General features: G+C 57.5%; 14 protein-coding genes. 9 read left to right on the forward strand and 5 right to left on the reverse strand.

What is annotated here, in order from left to right:
* Positions 1-4: 4 nt before the first annotated feature.
* Both K787_RS0106175 and K787_RS22370 read left to right on the forward strand, forming a co-directional pair.
* Positions 5-1,609, forward strand: a complete 1,605-nt coding sequence (locus tag K787_RS0106175; protein WP_022961924.1) for a ShlB/FhaC/HecB family hemolysin secretion/activation protein — start codon at positions 5-7, stop codon at positions 1,607-1,609.
* Between the two features lie 29 nt (positions 1,610-1,638).
* Positions 1,639-2,379, forward strand: coding sequence for a SapC family protein (locus K787_RS22370; RefSeq protein WP_022961925.1), 741 nt, complete (start codon positions 1,639-1,641; stop codon positions 2,377-2,379).
* A gap of 19 nt (positions 2,380-2,398) precedes the next feature.
* Here K787_RS22370 and K787_RS0106185 read toward each other — a convergent pair whose 3' ends face one another.
* The 5 genes from K787_RS0106185 to K787_RS0106205 form a co-directional block, all read right to left on the reverse strand.
* Complete coding sequence (locus K787_RS0106185) at positions 2,399-3,337, reverse strand: GGDEF domain-containing protein (protein WP_022961926.1); 939 nt, start codon at positions 3,335-3,337, stop codon at positions 2,399-2,401.
* Between the two features lie 183 nt (positions 3,338-3,520).
* Positions 3,521-4,261 carry a YciK family oxidoreductase gene (locus K787_RS0106190; RefSeq protein ID WP_022961927.1) on the reverse strand — a complete coding sequence of 247 codons (741 nt, stop codon included), beginning with the start codon at positions 4,259-4,261 and terminating at the stop codon, positions 3,521-3,523.
* Positions 4,254-4,934 (reverse strand): HAD family hydrolase, encoded by a 681-nt coding sequence (locus K787_RS0106195; RefSeq protein ID WP_022961928.1) that lies wholly within the window; start codon positions 4,932-4,934, stop codon positions 4,254-4,256. Before K787_RS0106195 ends, K787_RS0106190 begins: the two co-directional genes overlap by 8 nt.
* A gap of 4 nt (positions 4,935-4,938) precedes the next feature.
* Positions 4,939-5,640, reverse strand: a complete 702-nt coding sequence (gene ubiG / locus K787_RS0106200; RefSeq protein WP_022961929.1) for a bifunctional 2-polyprenyl-6-hydroxyphenol methylase/3-demethylubiquinol 3-O-methyltransferase UbiG — start codon at positions 5,638-5,640, stop codon at positions 4,939-4,941.
* Complete coding sequence (locus K787_RS0106205; protein ID WP_028614668.1) at positions 5,630-6,973, reverse strand: TRZ/ATZ family hydrolase; 1,344 nt, start codon at positions 6,971-6,973, stop codon at positions 5,630-5,632. Before K787_RS0106205 ends, ubiG begins: the two co-directional genes overlap by 11 nt.
* Positions 6,974-7,100: 127 nt before the next feature.
* Here K787_RS0106205 and mtnA point away from each other — a divergent pair, with 127 nt between their 5' ends.
* The 7 genes from mtnA (at position 7,101) to cmk (ending at position 17,416) form a co-directional block, all read left to right on the forward strand.
* On the forward strand, positions 7,101-8,180 hold the full coding sequence (gene mtnA, locus K787_RS0106210) for an S-methyl-5-thioribose-1-phosphate isomerase (protein WP_022961931.1): 1,080 nt from the start codon (positions 7,101-7,103) through the stop codon (positions 8,178-8,180).
* Positions 8,181-8,428: 248 nt separating this feature from the next.
* Positions 8,429-11,089, forward strand: coding sequence for a DNA gyrase subunit A (gyrA, locus tag K787_RS0106215; protein ID WP_022961932.1), 2,661 nt, complete (start codon positions 8,429-8,431; stop codon positions 11,087-11,089).
* Positions 11,090-11,098: 9 nt separating this feature from the next.
* A complete protein-coding gene (gene serC, locus K787_RS0106220) occupies positions 11,099-12,184 on the forward strand; it encodes a 3-phosphoserine/phosphohydroxythreonine transaminase (RefSeq protein ID WP_022961933.1) in 1,086 nt (361 codons plus the stop codon).
* 5 nt (positions 12,185-12,189) lie between these two features.
* On the forward strand, positions 12,190-13,287 hold the full coding sequence (gene pheA / locus K787_RS0106225) for a prephenate dehydratase (RefSeq protein WP_028614670.1): 1,098 nt from the start codon (positions 12,190-12,192) through the stop codon (positions 13,285-13,287).
* Positions 13,288-13,378: 91 nt separating this feature from the next.
* Positions 13,379-14,491: a histidinol-phosphate transaminase gene (gene hisC / locus K787_RS0106230; RefSeq protein WP_022961935.1), complete on the forward strand. Its 1,113-nt coding sequence runs from the start codon at positions 13,379-13,381 to the stop codon at positions 14,489-14,491.
* Positions 14,484-16,727, forward strand: a complete 2,244-nt coding sequence (locus tag K787_RS0106235; protein WP_022961936.1) for a bifunctional prephenate dehydrogenase/3-phosphoshikimate 1-carboxyvinyltransferase — start codon at positions 14,484-14,486, stop codon at positions 16,725-16,727. The genes hisC and K787_RS0106235 overlap by 8 nt, the downstream gene beginning before the upstream one ends.
* Positions 16,724-17,416 (forward strand): (d)CMP kinase, encoded by a 693-nt coding sequence (gene cmk / locus K787_RS0106240; protein WP_022961937.1) that lies wholly within the window; start codon positions 16,724-16,726, stop codon positions 17,414-17,416. Before K787_RS0106235 ends, cmk begins: the two co-directional genes overlap by 4 nt.
* The last annotated feature ends 115 nt before the right edge of the window (positions 17,417-17,531 follow it).

Raw genomic sequence — 17,531 nt, forward strand, 5'->3', positions numbered from 1 at the left:
GGCTTTGGGATGGTTTGCGCTGTCGGGCTCGTTGGCGGCACAGCAAGTGCTGCCGCCGGGCTTGATCGACCCTGGCCTGCAGCGTGATCAGATAGAGCAGCAGCAGCGGCAACAGCAGATTGAACAACGTGCCCGCCGCATTGAAGTGCCCGCCATGCAGGGTGAGATGCCAGAGGCGCAGGACAGCCTGCCCGATGACAGTCCTGCGTTCGTGCTTGAATCAATCAATTTTAATTCCTCGGTATTCCTTGCCGATGCAGCATTGCAGACCCTGGCGGCTGATTACATTGGTCGTTCTGTGACCTTCGCGGATATCAATCAGTTGGTTAGAGACATTAATCAATTGTACGCCGAGCAGGGACAACTGACAGCCAGAGCGGTAGTGCCGCCGCAGTCGTTGGAAGATCAAAATTTAAGAATAGTGCTGGTGGAAGCCAAGGTCGACGCCGTGGCTTTTGTTGGAGAGGATCGAAGAGTGCGTGACGATTTCTATCGTCAACGCTTGGAGCTGACCGATGGCGAGATTCTCGACAGTCCAATGTTGATGGAGAATATTCGGCGCTTCAATGCCACAACACCCGGCCCACAGATAACCGCTGGGCTGGCTCCAGGTGAGCGCTTCGGCACTACCCGGGTCGACATTGAGGCGTTCGAGCCGTCACCTTGGTCCTGGTCGCTGTTTGCCAACAATTACGGTAGTGAAGGTACGGGGACTGAGCAGCTTGGCGGTACGCTGAACTGGTTCTCTCCTACTGGCGTAGCTGACAATCTGAGCGCCGTGGTGGTGGGAACGCGCGGTACAGAGTATTTCAATCTTCGCTATGCCCGGCCAGTGACCCGCAACAACGCTATTGTCTGGGCCGATGTAGGCATGAACAGCCTTGAGATTGAACGTGGCCCCCTTGCCGATTTGGGTATCGAGGGCGAGTCCAGCAACTATGCGATAGGCTTTGATCAACCCTGGCGGGTGTCGGACAAATGGCTGCTGCTGGGAGGGATTTCCTATGGTTTCCAGAACTCGAAAACCACCATCGAGGGCTTTGAACTCAGCGAAATCGATATTCAAGAACTGACTCTGAAAGGTCAGTTCGAATACCGTCAGGAGCCTTGGTATGTGCGTTATGAACAGCGCCTACGGCAGGCTTCGAGTGACAACAAGATAACCGGCGATAGCGGTAGCTTTACACTGCTTAACGGGGATTTATATTCTGGCCGGCAGATTGGCCAGCGCTACGAGCTGGTTGGCCGTATGGGCTGGCAATATGCGACCAAGAAGGAGGAGCTGCCTTCCGCGTTGCTGAAGCAGTTTGGTGGGGTCAGCAGCATCAGAGGTTATGATCCGGGCATTATCGCTTCGCCTTGGGGCGTCAATTTGGGTGTTGAAGGGCATTGGCGCTACAGTGAGCGCTGGCAGCCCTTTGTCTTTCTCGATTACGGTCGCGCCATGGAACTGGGTACCGAAGATGTGGATCTGGCCAGCGGTGGCATAGGTTTGAATATGCGTTTTGGTAAACGTGTTTCCGCCAATCTGGTCGCTGCCAGTACGCTCAAGGACGTGGTGCCGGATCAGGATAGTGGTCAGGTTTTATTGCAAATAGTTATTCGCTGAATACTGATAAACAACGGGAAGCAAAACGGATGTCAACATTGTTGCTGTACAAGGAAATCAAAGCACTCAACCGTGACGACCACAAGTCGCTAAAACTCAAATCATCCGGCGATTGCCAGTTCGCCGCGGATACGCACATAGTGCCGCTGGCTGGCCTCGAGTTCTTCCAGGCAGCCAGGGGTTACCCGGTGGTGTTCATTGGCGAGGGTGAGTCTATAAGCCCGATTGCTTTGCTGGGTCTTAAAGAAGGGCTCAATAGTTACGTGACCGAGGATGGTCACTGGCGTGCCAATACGTATATACCCGCATTTATTCGTCGTTATCCGTTCGTATTGGCCCAGGGCGATGATGAGAACTTCACCGTTTGTTTTGATGAGGCATATTCCGGATGGAATGAAGACGAGGGGCGTGAATTATTTGCCGGAACGGGGGAGAACAGCGATTACCTAAACGAGATGATCGCTTTTTTGCAGAATTTTACTGTGGAAATGCAGCGCACCAGACAGTTTGTTACTCGTTTGCAAGAGCTTGGTCTGCTGGTACCGCGCACGCTGAAGCTGACTCATGTCAGTGGCGAGAGCTTCGTACTTAAGGATTTTCTTGCAGTAGATGAAGAAGCGTTCCTCAAGCTGGACGACGAGCAGGTTCTGTCCCTGCATAAAGCCGGTTTTCTGGGTTGGATTTACGCACACTTGATGTCGCTAGGAAATGCCAATCAGCTTTTTGAACACTATCTGTCCAGCAAGCAGTCGGTCGCTACCACGCACTGATTGACTCTTGCGCTGGTCGTCAGCAGGCGATCCTGTTGCGGCCAGCGCGCTTGGCGGTGTACATCAGTTTGTCGCCACGCTCCAGAAGGCTCTCTTCTTTTTCTCCCGCTTTCAAGGTGGCGATACCCAGGCTGGCGGTCATGGGTATGGCGTCACCATCAATTTCAAATTGCATCTGCTCTATGCTGCGGCGAATGCGCTCGGCGATAAAACGTGCGGCATGGTTGTCAGTATTGGCAAGCAGTACGACGAATTCCTCACCCCCCATGCGAAAGAGCTCATCGACGTCGCGCAAGCAGTTGCGGGTGCAGCTGACGATGGCTTTCAGCGCTGCATCGCCGTAGGCGTGCCCATACTTGTCATTGATCTGTTTGAAATGATCAATATCCATAATCAATAATGACAGGGGCGTGTGATGGCGTGCGGCGCATTTTACTTCGCGACTCAATGCCTGATCCAGGCTCATGCGGTTACCGATGCCAGTCAGGCTGTCATTCAAGGCGAAACGCAGGGCCTCCCGATACATCAGGGCGTTTCGCAGGGGGTAAAGCAGATTGCCTAATAGCGTTTCCAGGCTCTGCAGCTGGTGTTCACTGAAGCGCTTGGCACGGGTGAATTGAATCTCGCCTAGGAAGTCGCCGGCATGGGTCATGCGGTAGCTGCAACGGTGCATGCTCGAAGTGCCTTTTTGTATCTGAACACTGTGAGCGTCATGGCGAAACTCCAGGCTGTTCAACCCGATAAATTCCTGCAGTGCGTTAAAGAACATATCCAAAACGCGATCGATTTCAAGTGAGGTCTGCAACTGCTGAGTTAATCGCTGTTGCAGGCCCATCAGGGTCATGTGCCGGATAGGCTTGCTCGGCGGAACAATAAGCGATGAGCGAGCTTTCTCGTCGTGATTGAGTCGCAGGCGCGCGGAGTCAAAGTCTATGGTATTGCTGGTCGATAGGGTCATGGCGCGCCTGCAAATGGGGAAGTGATGGCTATTTACCATGCAGGGAGTGTGCCTAATATGAAAATGTGTTTTTAATCAGTTGTTTATATTTTTAAAGCGACTTTTTTATAGCAAAGCGGCAATTATTTGCCGCCTTGCTACGAGGAAGAGAGGGATAAGGTAGAGGAGGCGTCAGAAAACCGACTACTGGGCGTCCAGGGCTTGGCCGTTGACCGCTTTGCTGTCAGGCCCGAGTAGATACAGAAAGGCCGGCATAATCTGTGCGGGCTCCGGATTCTTCTCTGGCGCCTCTCCGGGATAGGCCGCAGCGCGCATGCTGGTGCGGGTGGCACCGGGGTTGAGGCTGTTGAAGCGGATGGCGCTGGTGCCGTCCTGTTCATCGGCAAATACTTGCATCATACCTTCCAGGGCAAATTTACTCACTGCGTAGGGCCCCCAATAGGCGCGACCCTTGCGGCCTACGCTGGAGGAAACGCAAACCACCGACGCATCGGGCGCGGCGCGCAGCAAGGGCATCATGGACTTGCTGAGCAGGAAGGGGGCGTTGACGTTAACTTGCATCAATTGCAGCCAGGCCTCTGCTTTCACGTTATCGAGCAACGTCCGTGGACCCAGAAGGGCCGCGTTATGTACCAGCCCGTCTAGCTTGCCAAAGGTATCGAACAGTTGGTCGGCCAGGTCCACGTAGTCTTTTTCCAGAGCGGTTTCCAGGTTCAGCGGACACAATGCGGGCTGCGGGAAACCTGAGGCTTCGATTTCGTCATAGACCGCTTCAAGTTTGGATGGCGTGCGGCCGATCAGAATGACGGTTGCTCCATGTGCGGCGCAACTCAGTGCGCAGGCCTTGCCGATGCCGTCGCCTGCGCCAGTGATCAGTATCACGCGATCTGTGAGCAGGTCCTGGGGAGCTTGATAGTCAAGCATGGGGTACCTCCTGAAGTTGCCTTTGCACCAGCCATGAGCGTAACTCGGCTGGGGATTTTATGCTGTGGGTAGCCTGCCAGCCAGCAGGATCTTCGTCCGGCGGGATATAGCCATATAGCGCGGCGATTGTAGGCATGCCGGCTGCTCTGCCCGCCAGGATGTCACGCAGGTGGTCTCCCACATAAACTGAATCGGCTGGCTTTACACCCATTTCGACGCACGCTTTGAGCAGGGGTTCCGGGTGCGGTTTGCCGTGGCTGACCTGGTCGGGGCAGACCAGGCTGCGGCAGCGACTGGCCAAACCCATGGCATCCAGCAGGGGGACGCTGAAGCGGCTGAGTTTGTTGGTAACTATGCCCCATGGCAGACCTTGATCGTCGAGCCAGTCAAGCAGCTCTGGCATGCCATCAAAAAGCCGCGTGTGAACTGCTAAAGACAGGTCATAGTGGTGAAGAAACTCTTCGCGTAGTGCGTCAAAGCCTGCATCGCTGGGTTGCATGTTGAAGGCGCAGCTGAGCATTCCCACTGATCCGTCGGACACCCGCTCGCGAATGCGTATGGTGTCCAATGACGGCAAGCCGCGTTCCTGGCGCATGCGCAAGATGACCGCCATAAAATCGTCGGCGGTATCCAGCAGGGTGCCGTCGAGATCGAACAATACGCTGGTTAGCATGCCGTCACGCGCTACGGCGGGTGTGGATCATGTAATTGACATCCACATCGGACTCAAGCTTGTACACCTTGGTCAGCGGATTGTAGGTCAGGCCAATGATATCTTGCATGTCCAGTCCGGCGTCGCGTGACCAGCGGCCGAGTTCGGCGGGCTTGATGAATTTGGCGAATTCATGGGTGCCGCGCGGTAGCAGGCGCAGGACGTATTCGGCACCGACAATCGCAAATACAAACGATTTCGGATTGCGGTTGATGGTAGAGAAGAACACTTCGCCGCCGGGTTTGACCAGAGTGGCGCAGGCTCGAATCACCGAGGCGGGATCGGGCACGTGCTCAAGCATTTCCAGGCAGGTAACAACGTCAAAGCGGCCGGGGTGCAGTTCAGCCAGCTGCTCGGCGGTGGTCTGTTGGTAATCGACCTCAACGCCGGATTCGAGTTGATGCAGGCGCGCGACGGCCAGCGGCGCTTCGCCCATGTCGATGCCCATTACTTTGGCGCCTCGCAGAGCCATCGCTTCAGCGAGAATGCCGCCGCCGCAGCCGACATCCAGGACTTCCTTGCCGGCCAGGCCAGCACGTTCATCAATCCAGTTGGTACGCAGTGGGTTGATCTGGTGCAGTGGCTTGAATTCACTGTTGCGGTCCCACCAGCGGCTGGCCAGCGCTTCAAATTTGGCAATTTCTGCCTGGTCTACATTAAGCGTCATGTTGTTCGTCCCCTATCTGAATCTGTTGAGCCCATTCATTCACTGCTTCGAGGAGGCCATCCTGGTCGGCCAACTGGAGCTGGCCGGATCTGACTTTCTGCCGGCCAGCCACCCACACATCCGACACCTGCGAAGCGTTGCAGGTATAGAGTAGTTGCGATACCGGATGGTAGACGGGTTGCAAGGGTAGGGCGGAGAGGTCCACTGCGACCATATCAGCGAATTTGCCCGGCTCCAGTGAGCCGGTCTGTTCGGCAATACCCAAGGCCTGAGCGCCGGACAGCGTGGCCATGCGCAAGGCGCTGTGAGCATTCAGAGCAGTGGGTTGCCCGGAGACGCCTTTGGCTAGCAAGGCCGCTGTGCGCAACTCACCAAACATATCCAGATCATTGTTACTGGCGGCGCCGTCAGTGCCCAGCGCGACATTGATGCCGTTATCCAGCAAGCGCTGGACCGGACAGAAGCCGCTGGCCAGTTTCATGTTGGACTCGGGGCAATGGATGATCTGCACGCCAAAGTCGTCGAGAAGCCGTAGATCCTGATCATCGATCTGGGTCATATGTACCGCTTGCAGGCGCGGACTGAGCAAGCCGAGCTCACGCAGACGCTGCAGCGGACGCATGCCTGATTGGCGCACGGCTTCTTCCACTTCGAATGCGGTTTCGTGTACATGCATATGCACGGGCAGCTCAAGCTCATCCGCCAGAGTGCGTACGCGAATAAGTGTCTCGTCGCCGACTGTATAAGGGGCGTGGGGCCCAAATGCGATACTGATCAGCTCGTTATGTTTGCTGTCGTCATGCAGGCGCAGGCCTTTGGAAATAGCTTCAGCGCTGTTCTGTGCGCCGGGGATCGGGTTATCTACAACCGGAAATGCCAGTTGTGCGCGCATGCCTGCTTCTATGGCTACCTGGGCCGCAGTCTCGGGGTAGAAATACATGTCGGCAAAACAGGTAGTGCCGCCGCGCAACATCTCGGATACCGCTAATCGTGTGCCGGTGCGCACAAAGGCTTCACTGACCCAGCGACCTTCGGCCGGCCAGATATGATCGTTGAGCCAGCTCATCAGCGGCAAATCATCGGCCAGCCCACGGAATAGGCTCATAGCCGCGTGCCCATGGGCGTTGATCAGCCCGGGAATAAGCACATGATTGGGTAGTTCGCGGCGTTCGCGGGCCTGCAGCTCGGCTGCCCGCGCCTGGCTGACGATGCCGAGAATGCGGCCTTGGTGCACGATAATCGCGTGGTTCTCCAGCACCTGGTCGGCGGGCACAACGGGTACGATCCAGCGCGCCGAGATCAGCAGGTCGATGGAGTCGGGCAGAGACAGCATGGGGAGTTCATCTTGAATCATGCGCAGCAGTATAACGTTTGCCTTCGATTGGGTGCAGTGACATTTCATTTCTGTGTTCGTCAGGCCGCTCCGTGGATGGGTATAATGGCGGTTTAGGAGGGACATCATGCAGCCTGCTACACAATCAGCCACAGTGGACAAAGTGAAAGCCCTCGAATGGCGCGGCGGGGTATTGCGTCTGCTGGACCAGCGGCTGCTGCCGGCGCGCGAAGATTATATTGAATGCGCCGACGCCGATCAGGTCGCGGCAGCCATCCGCGATATGGTGGTGCGTGGTGCGCCGGCGATTGGTATCGCCGCAGCTTACGGCGTTGCGTTGGCGGCCCGGCGTGTGGCTCAGAGCGATAATTGGCTGCAGGCATTACAGGCTGATTTCGATCTGCTGGAAAGCGCACGACCCACGGCGGTCAACCTCACCTGGGCGTTGAAGTTGATGCGTGACCGGCTGGCGCGGTTGGGAGCGCATGCGGATGTGCCCGCACGCCTGCTCGAGGCTGCCCAGTCCATTCATCAAAGCGATCATGAAGCCAACTTGACCATGGGCAAGCTCGGCATGGAACTGATTCGCAAGCATCAGAAAACCCCGCAAAATCTGCTCACTCATTGCAATGCCGGTGCGCTGGCTACCGGCGGCTATGGTACGGCGCTGGGCGTGATCCGCGCCGCGCATGCCGCCGGGCTGGTCGACAAGGTGTTTATTGATGAAACCCGTCCCTGGCTACAGGGCTCGCGGTTGACTGCCTGGGAGCTTGAGCGCGACGGCATTGAGGCGAGCATCAATGTCGACTCGGCCGCTGGCCACTTAATGAAGACCCAAACCATTACCTGGGTCATCGTGGGCGCGGACCGTATTGCCGCCAATGGTGACGTAGTGAACAAAATTGGGACTTACTCGCTGTCAATTCTGGCCATGCATCACGGTCTGCGGTTTATGGTCGTTGCGCCAAGCTCGACTATCGATATGGCGCTGGAGCATGGCGACGAGGTGGTTATCGAAGAGCGGGGGGCGGCCGAGCTGTTGCAGTTGGGCGGCCAATCACTGGATGTCGGGGTGCCCGTGTTCAACCCGGTGTTCGATGTGACGCCTGCGGACTTGATTGATGCCATCATCACTGAAAAAGGGGTGATCGAACGTCCGGATGCGCGCAAATTGGCCGATTTAATGAGTCACCGGCATCTGCACTGATTGGTGGCATCTACCGGTGGGAATGACCCGTTCGTCCTTCTTGTTGAAATGGCAGGCTCAGGCTCGCGTTTCGCCTCCCTCCCTGCCTCGCTCTGTGGTATCCTGTCGGGCTTTAACCGGGCGCCCTGCGGCCCCGCGCTGACTGACTACTTCTTAACGGAAACAGCAGCCCCGCAGAGCCCCTGAGTACGCCGAATAACTGTCTACAGGCATCGTCAGGTTGCCGACAATAAAAGGAATGCCGTTTCATGGGTGAACTGGCCAAAGAAATCCTTCCAGTCAATATCGAAGATGAACTGAAGCAGTCCTACCTCGATTACGCCATGAGCGTGATCGTGGGTCGGGCCTTGCCGGATGTTCGCGACGGACTCAAACCGGTGCATCGTCGCGTGCTGTTCGCGATGAGCGAGCTGAACAACGACTGGAACAAGCCCTACAAGAAATCGGCCCGTGTGGTCGGTGACGTGATCGGTAAGTATCACCCGCACGGCGACTCGGCTGTCTACGACACCATCGTTCGTATGGCGCAGCCGTTCTCGCTACGCTACCTGCTGGTTGATGGTCAGGGTAACTTCGGTTCGGTGGATGGCGATAACGCCGCCGCCATGCGTTATACCGAAATCCGCATGACTAAGCTGGCGCACGAGCTGCTGGCTGACCTGGAGAAGGAAACCGTTGACTGGGTGCCCAACTATGACGGCACCGAGCAAATTCCAGCGGTACTGCCGACCAAGGTCCCGAATCTACTGATCAACGGCTCCAGTGGTATTGCCGTGGGCATGGCGACTAATATCCCGCCGCACAACCTGACTGAAGTGATCAATGCCTGCTTGGCGCTGATCGAAAACCCGGATCTGACCATCGATGATTTGATGGAGTATATTCCTGGTCCGGATTTCCCCACCGCCGGCATTATCAACGGCCGTGCGGGTATTGTTGAGGCGTACAAGACCGGCCGCGGCCGTATCTACGTGCGGGCCCGCTGCATTATTGAGGATATCGACAAAGTCGGCGGCCGCCAGCAGATCATCATCAACGAGCTGCCCTACCAGTTGAACAAGGCGCGGTTGATTGAGAAGATCGCTGAGCTGGTCAAAGAGAAAAAGATTGAAGGCATTACCGAGCTGCGTGACGAGTCCGACAAAGACGGCATGCGTGTGGTTATCGAGATACGTCGGGGTGAAGTGGCCGAGGTTGTGCTCAATAATCTGTATACCCAGACACAGATGCAGAACGTGTTCGGTATCAATATCGTTGGTCTACTCGACGGCCAGCCGCGCATTCTGAACCTCAAGGAATTGCTCGACGCCTTTATCCGTCACCGTCGTGAAGTGGTTACCCGCAGGACCGTATTTGAATTGCGCAAGGCGCGAGAGCGTGGGCACATTCTTGAGGGTCAGGCGGTCGCACTGTCGAATATCGATCCAGTGATCGCCATGATCAAGGCCTCGCCGACCCCGGCTGAAGCCAAGGAGCGCCTGATCGCCAACGCCTGGGAGCCCGGCGCGGTGGTCGAGATGGTCGAGCGTGCCGGTGCCGAGTCCTGCCGCCCCGATGGCCTGGACGAACAGTTTGGTCTGCGTGACGGCAAGTATTATCTGTCGCCGGAACAGGCCCAGGCGATTCTGGAGCTGCGCCTGCACCGCCTGACGGGTCTGGAGCACGATAAGCTGTTGGCCGAGTATCAGGAGATTCTGCTACAGATCGGTGAGTTGCTGCGCATCCTCAATAGCCAGGAACGCTTGATGGAAGTGATTGTCGAGGAGCTGGAGCTGATTCGCACCAACTTCGGCGACGCGCGGCGCACCGAGATTCTCGCTTCACGCCTGGATCTGAGCATTGCTGACCTGATTACCGAAGAAGAGCGGGTAGTGACCATCTCCCATGGTGGTTACGCCAAGAGCCAGCCGCTGGCCGATTACCAGGCCCAGCGCCGTGGTGGTCGCGGTAAAGCGGCGACGGGCGTCAAGGATGAGGACTATGTCTCTCACCTGCTGGTTGCCAACAGCCACACCACGCTGCTGCTGTTCTCCAGCAAAGGCAAAGTGTACTGGCTGAAAACCTATGAAATTCCAGAGGCTTCGCGCACGGCGCGGGGTCGGCCGCTGGTCAACCTGTTGCCGCTGGACGAAGGCGAGTTCATCAGCGCCATGTTGCCGGTCGACGAATATACCGAAGGCTGGTTCATCTTTATGGCTACTGCCAACGGGACCGTGAAGAAGACGCCACTTGAGCAGTTCAGCCGCCAGCGGACGGTCGGTCTGATTGCACTGGATCTGGATGAAGGCGATACGCTGATTTCCGCGGCCATCACCAATGGTGAGCGTGAGGTCATGTTGTTCTCCGACGGTGGCAAGGTGACGCGCTTCAAGGAAACTGACGTACGGGCCATGGGTCGTACGGCGCGCGGTGTACGCGGTATGCGTCTGGCGGAAAAGCAGCGCCTTATTTCGATGATTATTGTTGAAGAAGGCACGCAGATTCTGACCGCTTCGGCACGTGGCTATGGCAAGCGTACCGCCGTCGAAGAATTCCCGCAGTACAAGCGCGGCGGCCAGGGCGTCATCGCCATGGTCAGCAACGAGCGCAACGGTCCGCTGGTCGGGGCTGTCCAGGTGGTCGATGGTGAGGAAATCATGCTGATCTCCGACCAGGGCACGCTGGTGCGTACCCGCGTCGCCGAGGTGTCCAGCCTGTCGCGTAACACCCAGGGTGTGACGCTGATCAAGGTCGCTAGCGACGAGAAACTGGTGGGTCTGGAGCGTATTCAGGAGCCGTCCGAGGAGGAGCTTGCTGAAGAGGAGCTTGCTGCAGGCGAGCTGGATGAGTCCGATACCGACGTGGAAGTGAATGCAGAGCTTGGTGCAGCGCAGGACGAGTCTCCGGCTGCCGATACGGAACAGGAGTAAAACGCCGCCGTGAGTAATCGACTGTTCAACTTTTGTGCAGGTCCTGCAGCATTGCCTGAGGCGGTGCTGAAGCAGGCCCAGACTGAACTGCTGGACTGGCAGGGCAAGGGTCTGTCGGTGATGGAGATGAGTCACCGCAGCGAGGAGTTCACCCGGGTCGCCGAGACCGCCGAGCAGGATCTGCGTGATCTGCTCGGCGTGTCGGACAACTATAAGGTGCTGTTCCTGCAAGGCGGTGCCAGCCAGCAGTTTGCCCAGATTCCGCTGAATTTCATGGCCGAAGGAGACCGCGCTGACTATATCGATACCGGCATCTGGTCGGCCAAGGCGATCGAAGAGGCTCAGCGTTTTGGTCACGTGAACGTCGCTGCGAGCGCCAAGGGCTACGATTATTTTGCCATCCCGGGTCAGAACGAATGGCAGTTGTCGGATGATGCCGCGTACGTGCACTACACCCCGAATGAGACTATTGGGGGTCTGGAGTACGGCTGGATTCCCGAGGTCGGCGATAAACCGCTGATTGCCGACGTATCGTCGACCATCCTCTCTCGCCCGTTGGAGGTGTCGAAATTCGGCATGCTTTACGCTGGCGCGCAGAAGAACATCGGACCCAGTGGTCTGGTGGTGGTCATTGTGCGTGAAGATCTGCTGGGCAAGGCACGCGCTAGCTGCCCGACCATGCTTGATTACAGTGTCGCTGCCAAGAACGGCTCGATGTACAACACGCCGCCGACCTTCGGCTGGTATCTGGCTGGCCTGATCTTCAAGTGGGTTAAGGCGCAGGGTGGGCTTGAAGCGATGGAGCGCATCAACCAGGTCAAACAGCGCACGCTTTACCAGGCGATCGACAGCAGCGAGCTGTACAGCAACCCGATCAATCCTGCGGATCGTTCCTGGATGAATATCCCCTTTCGGCTGGCAGATGATCGGTTGGATAAGCCGTTTTTAGCTGGCGCTGAAGAACGAGGCCTGTTGAACCTCAAGGGGCATCGTTCGGTAGGCGGTATGCGCGCGTCCATTTACAACGCCGTGACGCAAGACGCAGTTGATGCGTTGGTGACCTATATGGCCGAGTTCGAACGGCAGCGGGGTTGATGGCAATGTCTGATGAAGACCAACTCAAGGCACTACGTAAGCGTATAGATACTCTCGACGAGAAAATTCTCGAGCTGATCAGCGAGCGCGCCCAATGCGCGCAAACCGTAGCCCAAGTAAAACAGAAGTCTCTACCTGAAGGCAGCAAGCCGATATTCTATCGTCCAGAGCGCGAAGCCTGGGTGCTCAAGCACATCATGGAGCTGAACAAAGGGCCGCTGGACAACGAAGAAATGGCACGGCTGTTTCGCGAGATCATGTCGGCCTGTCTGGCTCTGGAAGAACCTCTTAAAGTCGCCTATTTGGGGCCGGAAGGGACCTTCACCCAGGCCGCAGCGATCAAGCATTTCGGCCACTCGGTGATCAGTGTGCCGATGGCGGCGATCGATGAAATATTCCGTGAAGTGGCGGCAGGGGCGGTGCAGTTTGGTGTGGTGCCGGTGGAAAATTCCACCGAGGGCGCAATCAATCATACGTTGGACAGTTTTCTCGAGCATGACATGGTCATCTGCGGTGAAGTGGAGCTGCGCATCCACCATCACTTGCTTGTTGGTGAAAACACCAAGACTGACAAGATTTCCCGGGTCTATTCTCATGCCCAGTCGCTGGCCCAGTGCCGCAAGTGGCTGGACGCGCATTATCCGAATGTCGAGCGGGTCGCCGTGGCCAGTAATGCCGAGGCGGCCAAGCGGGTCAAGGGTGAGTGGAATTCCGCAGCGATTGCAGGCGACATGGCCTGCGAGCTATATGGTCTGACGCGTATTGCTGAGAAAATCGAAGATCGCCCAGACAACTCTACGCGTTTTCTGATTATCGGCAGCCAGATGGTGCCGCCCACTGGCGACGATAAAACCTCGATTATCGTTTCCATGCGCAACAAACCGGGAGCGTTGCACCACCTATTGCAGCCGTTCCACAACAACGGGATCGATCTGTCACGTATCGAAACCCGCCCATCGCGTAGCGGTAAATGGACCTATGTGTTCTTTATCGACTTCTTCGGTCACCAGCATGATCCTCTGATCAAGGACGCGTTGGAGCAGATTAATGAAGAGTCGGTGGCGCTCAAGGTGCTGGGTTCCTATCCGAAAGCGGTACTCTGAATCATTAGCGACAAGCCGCAAGCCGCAAGCTGCAAGTAATGGCAGTCTGGTGCGGCTTGAGGCTTGCCGCTTATAGCTTGAGGCGTTTGTGATGACCTGTGATTTCCTCAGCCTGGCGTTGCCGGGTGTTCAAAAGCTGTCTCCCTATGTGCCGGGTAAACCGGTTGAAGAGCTCGCCCGCGAGTTTGGCTTGCGCGCCGAGGATATCGTCAAGCTGGCCAGCAATGAAAATCCGCTGGGTCCTAGCCCTCGCGCGCTTGAGGCGATACACAGCGCTTTCGCCGAGCTGACGCGTTATCCGGATGGCAATGGCTTTCTGCTCAAGCAGGCGCTGGCCGAACGCCTGGGTGTTAGCACCGCAATGATCACTCTGGGTAACGGCTCGAACGATATTCTTGAGCTGATTACCCGTGCCTTCGTTAGCCCGCAGCACGAGGTGGTGTTCAGCGAGCACGCCTTTGCGGTCTATCCGATTGTGACTCAGGCCGTCGGCGCCCGGCCGGTGGTCGTGCCAGCGCGCGAGTGGGGGCATGATCTGGACGCCATGGCTGCGGCGATCACGCCGGCGACACGACTGGTGTTTATTGCCAACCCGAACAACCCGACCGGCACCTGGATTGAACGTCCTGCGCTGGAGCGCTTTCTGGCCCAGGTGCCGGAAGACGTGATTGTGGTGCTCGACGAAGCCTATACCGAATATGTCGAAACCGGGGATGTGCCCAATGGGCTTGATTACCTGACGACCTATCCGAATCTGCTGGTGTCGCGAACCTTCTCCAAGGCCTACGGCCTGGCTGCGCTGCGCGTCGGCTATGGCATCTGCCAGCCGGCCATTGCCGATGCGATGAATCGCGTGCGGCAGCCGTTCAACGTCAACAGTCTGGCTCAGGCAGCGGCGCTGGCCACCTTGGAAGATGAGGCCTACCTGGCGGAAAGCCGCAGAAATAACCGTGAAGGAATGGCGCAGTTGGAGGCGGGCTTTACTTCGCTGGGTCTGAGCTGGATCTTCTCGCGGGGCAATTTCATTGCCGTGGACCTGGGGCGTGATGCTGCGCCAGTCTTTCAAGGCCTGCTGCGACAGGGTGTGATCGTGCGCCCCGTGGCCAATTACGGCATGCCCAATCACCTGCGCGTATCCATCGGTTTGCCGGAAGAAAACCAGCGTTTCCTTGAGGTCTTGGGGCAGGTGCTGGCGAGTGAGTAATGTAAAGACGCTGTCACCTTCGAGCGCGACAATCGGGCGCCTGGCGGTGATCGGTCTGGGATTGATCGGTGGGTCCTTTGCCAAGGGTATTCGTGAATCGGGTGTGTGCCGCGAGGTAGTGGGGTGTGACGCCAATCCAGGAACGCGCAAACAGGCTTTGCCGCTCGGTGTGGTGGATCGCGTTACTGACAGCTTGGCTGAGGCGGTACAGGGGGCCGACGTCATTCTGCTGGCGGTACCGGTGTTGGCGATGGAAAAAGTGTTAGCTGAGCTGGCGGCACTGGAGCTAGGTGACGCGGTCCTGACCGATGTGGGTAGTACTAAAGGTGCTGTAGTCAAAGCTGTTGAGCAGGCGTTTGGTCGTGTGCCGGCACGATTCGTTCCTGGCCACCCGATCGCTGGCTCGGAAAGAAGCGGTATCGAAGCGGCAAGCGCAGCGTTGTTTCAGCGTCACAAGGTAATTCTTACGCCGCTGGATAGCACCAGTGATGCGGCGCTGATACGGGTCACTGCCCTGTGGCAAACGCTGGGCGCAGACGTGGAGCATATGCCGTTGGCCGATCATGACGAGGTGCTTGCGGCGACCAGTCATCTGCCGCATTTACTGGCGTTTTCGCTGGTCGATACGCTGGCTGGGCGTAGCGAAAATCTGGATATTTTTCGTTATGCCGCTGGCGGATTCAGAGATTTTACCCGGATTGCTGCGAGCGATCCGGTGATGTGGCGGGATATATTTCTCGCCAATCAGGACGCGGTTTTGCGCAGCTTGGACGCCTTTACTCACGATCTGGATCGGTTGCGTGATGCGATAGCGTCGGGCGATGCCAATACCTTGCTTGGGGTATTTACCCGGGCGAAGGCGGCGCGCGAACACTTCAGTACTATTTTGGCCCGCAGGGCGTATATGGAACCTATGCAAACACAAGTCTGTAATTTTATTGCCAGCCCGGGTGGACGTGTTCAGGGCGCTATCCGTGTGCCCGGCGACAAGTCTATTTCGCACCGCTCGATCATGCTCGGCTCTTTGGCTGAAGGTGTCACCGAGGTCGAAGGTTTTCTTGAGGGTGAAGACAGCCTGGCCACCTTGCAGGCCTTTCGCGATATGGGTGTGGTCATTGACGGACCCAATCAGGGTCGCGTGACCATTAACGGCGTTGGTCTGAACGGACTCCAGGCGCCTCCCGGGCCGCTCTATGTAGGCAATTCAGGTACCTCCATGAGGCTGCTGTGCGGCTTGCTCGCCGGTCAGATGTTTGACAGCGTGCTGATGGGCGATGCTTCTCTGAGCAAGCGGCCCATGGGCCGCGTGGCCAAGCCGCTGCGGGAAATGGGCGCGCGGATCGAGACGGCCGACGAGGGGAGGCCGCCATTGCGTATCATGGGCGACAGCCGGCTGATGGGTATGGACTACACTATGCCCATGGCCAGTGCTCAGGTGAAATCCTGTTTGCTACTGGCGGGGCTGTATGCGGCGGGTAGTACCTCGGTGGTCGAGCCAGCGCCCACGCGCGACCATACCGAGAGAATGCTCAAAGGCTTCGGCTACCCGGTCAAGGTCGAAGGCGCCAAGGTGACCATCGAGCCCGGCCACAAGCTCAGTGCGTGCAAGATCGACGTGCCGGCGGATATTTCCTCGGCGGCCTTTTTTATGGTGGCCGCGAGCATCGCCGAGGGTTCTGATCTGGTGCTTGAGCACGTGGGCATCAACTCGACCCGGATCGGGGTGATCAATATTCTGCGCGCCATGGGTGGTGATCTGACTCTGGAGAACGAGCGCGAAGTAGGTGGTGAGCCGGTGGCGGATATTCGCGTGCGTTACGCGCCCCTCAAGGGTATCGACATTCCGTTGGACCAGGTACCGCTGGCTATTGACGAGTTCCCGGTGCTGTTTGTGGCTGCCGCCTGTGCCGAGGGTCGTACCGTGTTGCGCGGCGCAGAGGAGCTGCGGGTCAAGGAATCCGACCGCATCCAAGTGATGGCCGATGGCTTGCAGGCGTTGGGTATCAAGGCTGAGCCAACCCATGACGGCATCATCATTGAGGGTGGGCAGATGCAGGGTGGGCAAGTCGACAGCCACGGTGACCACCGCATCGCCATGTCTTTCAGTGTCGCTTCCCTGCGTGCTGCGGGAGATATTCTAATCACTGATTGCGCCAATGTGGCAACGTCATTCCCGGGCTTTGTGTCGCTGGCCAGTTCGGTCGGCATGCAGGTTCGGTTGGAGGAGGACGCGTGACAGATCAAGTTATTCCGGTTATCACCATCGACGGCCCAGGCGGGTCCGGTAAGGGCACCATCGCTGGGCTGTTGGCCAGTCGGCTGGGCTGGAAGTTGCTGGATTCGGGGGCTTTGTACCGGCTGCTGGCTTACGCCGCGCAGAATCATGGTGTGGACCTGACTAACGAAGAGGGGCTCAAGGCTCTGGCCGCTTATCTGGATGTGCAATTTATCGCCGAAGAAGGTCAGCGCGATCAGCGCATTATTCTTGAGGGTGAAGATGTCACTCGTGCTATCCGCACCGAGACCATGGGCACTGGCGCATCACAGGTAGCGTCGATCCCTGCGGTGCGCGATGCGCTGCTCAGTCGTCAGCAGGCATTTCGCGAGGCGCCGGGGTTGGTGGCAGACGGGCGTGACATGGGTACCGTGGTGTTCCCCGATGCGCAGTTGAAGGTGTTTTTGACCGCCAGCCCGCATGAAAGGGCTGAACGGCGGCACAAGCAGTTGCTCGGAAAGGGTGAAACTGCTAATCTTGTGAGTCTTCTCGATGAGATTATGGCTCGTGATGAGCGCGATATGAGTCGTAGCGTGGCGCCACTGCGTCCCGCTGATGATGCCATATTGCTCGACTCGACTCACTTGTCGATTGAAGAAGTACTTGAATCAGTGCTGAAAGCGGCGCGCGAGCGCGACTTGCAGGGCTGATCAGGGCATCCGCTGCCGGGAAACCAGCCTGGCCGGCAACGGGCATTTAATAACCAACCCACATCAGCTGGTGATGTGGCGGGTATGTGGGCTGCAGGGCGCGCGATACAAGCGG

This window comes from Halopseudomonas pelagia CL-AP6, from assembly GCF_000410875.1.
Lineage (GTDB): Bacteria > Pseudomonadota > Gammaproteobacteria > Pseudomonadales > Pseudomonadaceae > Halopseudomonas > Halopseudomonas pelagia.

What these genes read in the sequence shown, in the direction of transcription:
- K787_RS22370 (WP_022961925.1), top strand. Translation starts at nt 1,639, where the DNA reads ATGTCAACATTGTTGCTGTACAAGGAAATCAAAGCACTCAACCGTGAC.
- K787_RS0106185 (WP_022961926.1), bottom strand. Translation starts at nt 3,337, where the DNA reads ATGACCCTATCGACCAGCAATACCATAGACTTTGACTCCGCGCGCCTG.
- K787_RS0106190 (WP_022961927.1), bottom strand. Translation starts at nt 4,261, where the DNA reads ATGCTTGACTATCAAGCTCCCCAGGACCTGCTCACAGATCGCGTGATA.
- K787_RS0106195 (WP_022961928.1), bottom strand. Translation starts at nt 4,934, where the DNA reads ATGCTAACCAGCGTATTGTTCGATCTCGACGGCACCCTGCTGGATACC.
- ubiG (WP_022961929.1), bottom strand. Translation starts at nt 5,640, where the DNA reads ATGACGCTTAATGTAGACCAGGCAGAAATTGCCAAATTTGAAGCGCTG.
- K787_RS0106205 (WP_028614668.1), bottom strand. Translation starts at nt 6,973, where the DNA reads ATGCTGTCTCTGCCCGACTCCATCGACCTGCTGATCTCGGCGCGCTGG.
- mtnA (WP_022961931.1), top strand. Translation starts at nt 7,101, where the DNA reads ATGCAGCCTGCTACACAATCAGCCACAGTGGACAAAGTGAAAGCCCTC.
- gyrA (WP_022961932.1), top strand. Translation starts at nt 8,429, where the DNA reads ATGGGTGAACTGGCCAAAGAAATCCTTCCAGTCAATATCGAAGATGAA.
- pheA (WP_028614670.1), top strand. Translation starts at nt 12,190, where the DNA reads ATGTCTGATGAAGACCAACTCAAGGCACTACGTAAGCGTATAGATACT.
- hisC (WP_022961935.1), top strand. Translation starts at nt 13,379, where the DNA reads ATGACCTGTGATTTCCTCAGCCTGGCGTTGCCGGGTGTTCAAAAGCTG.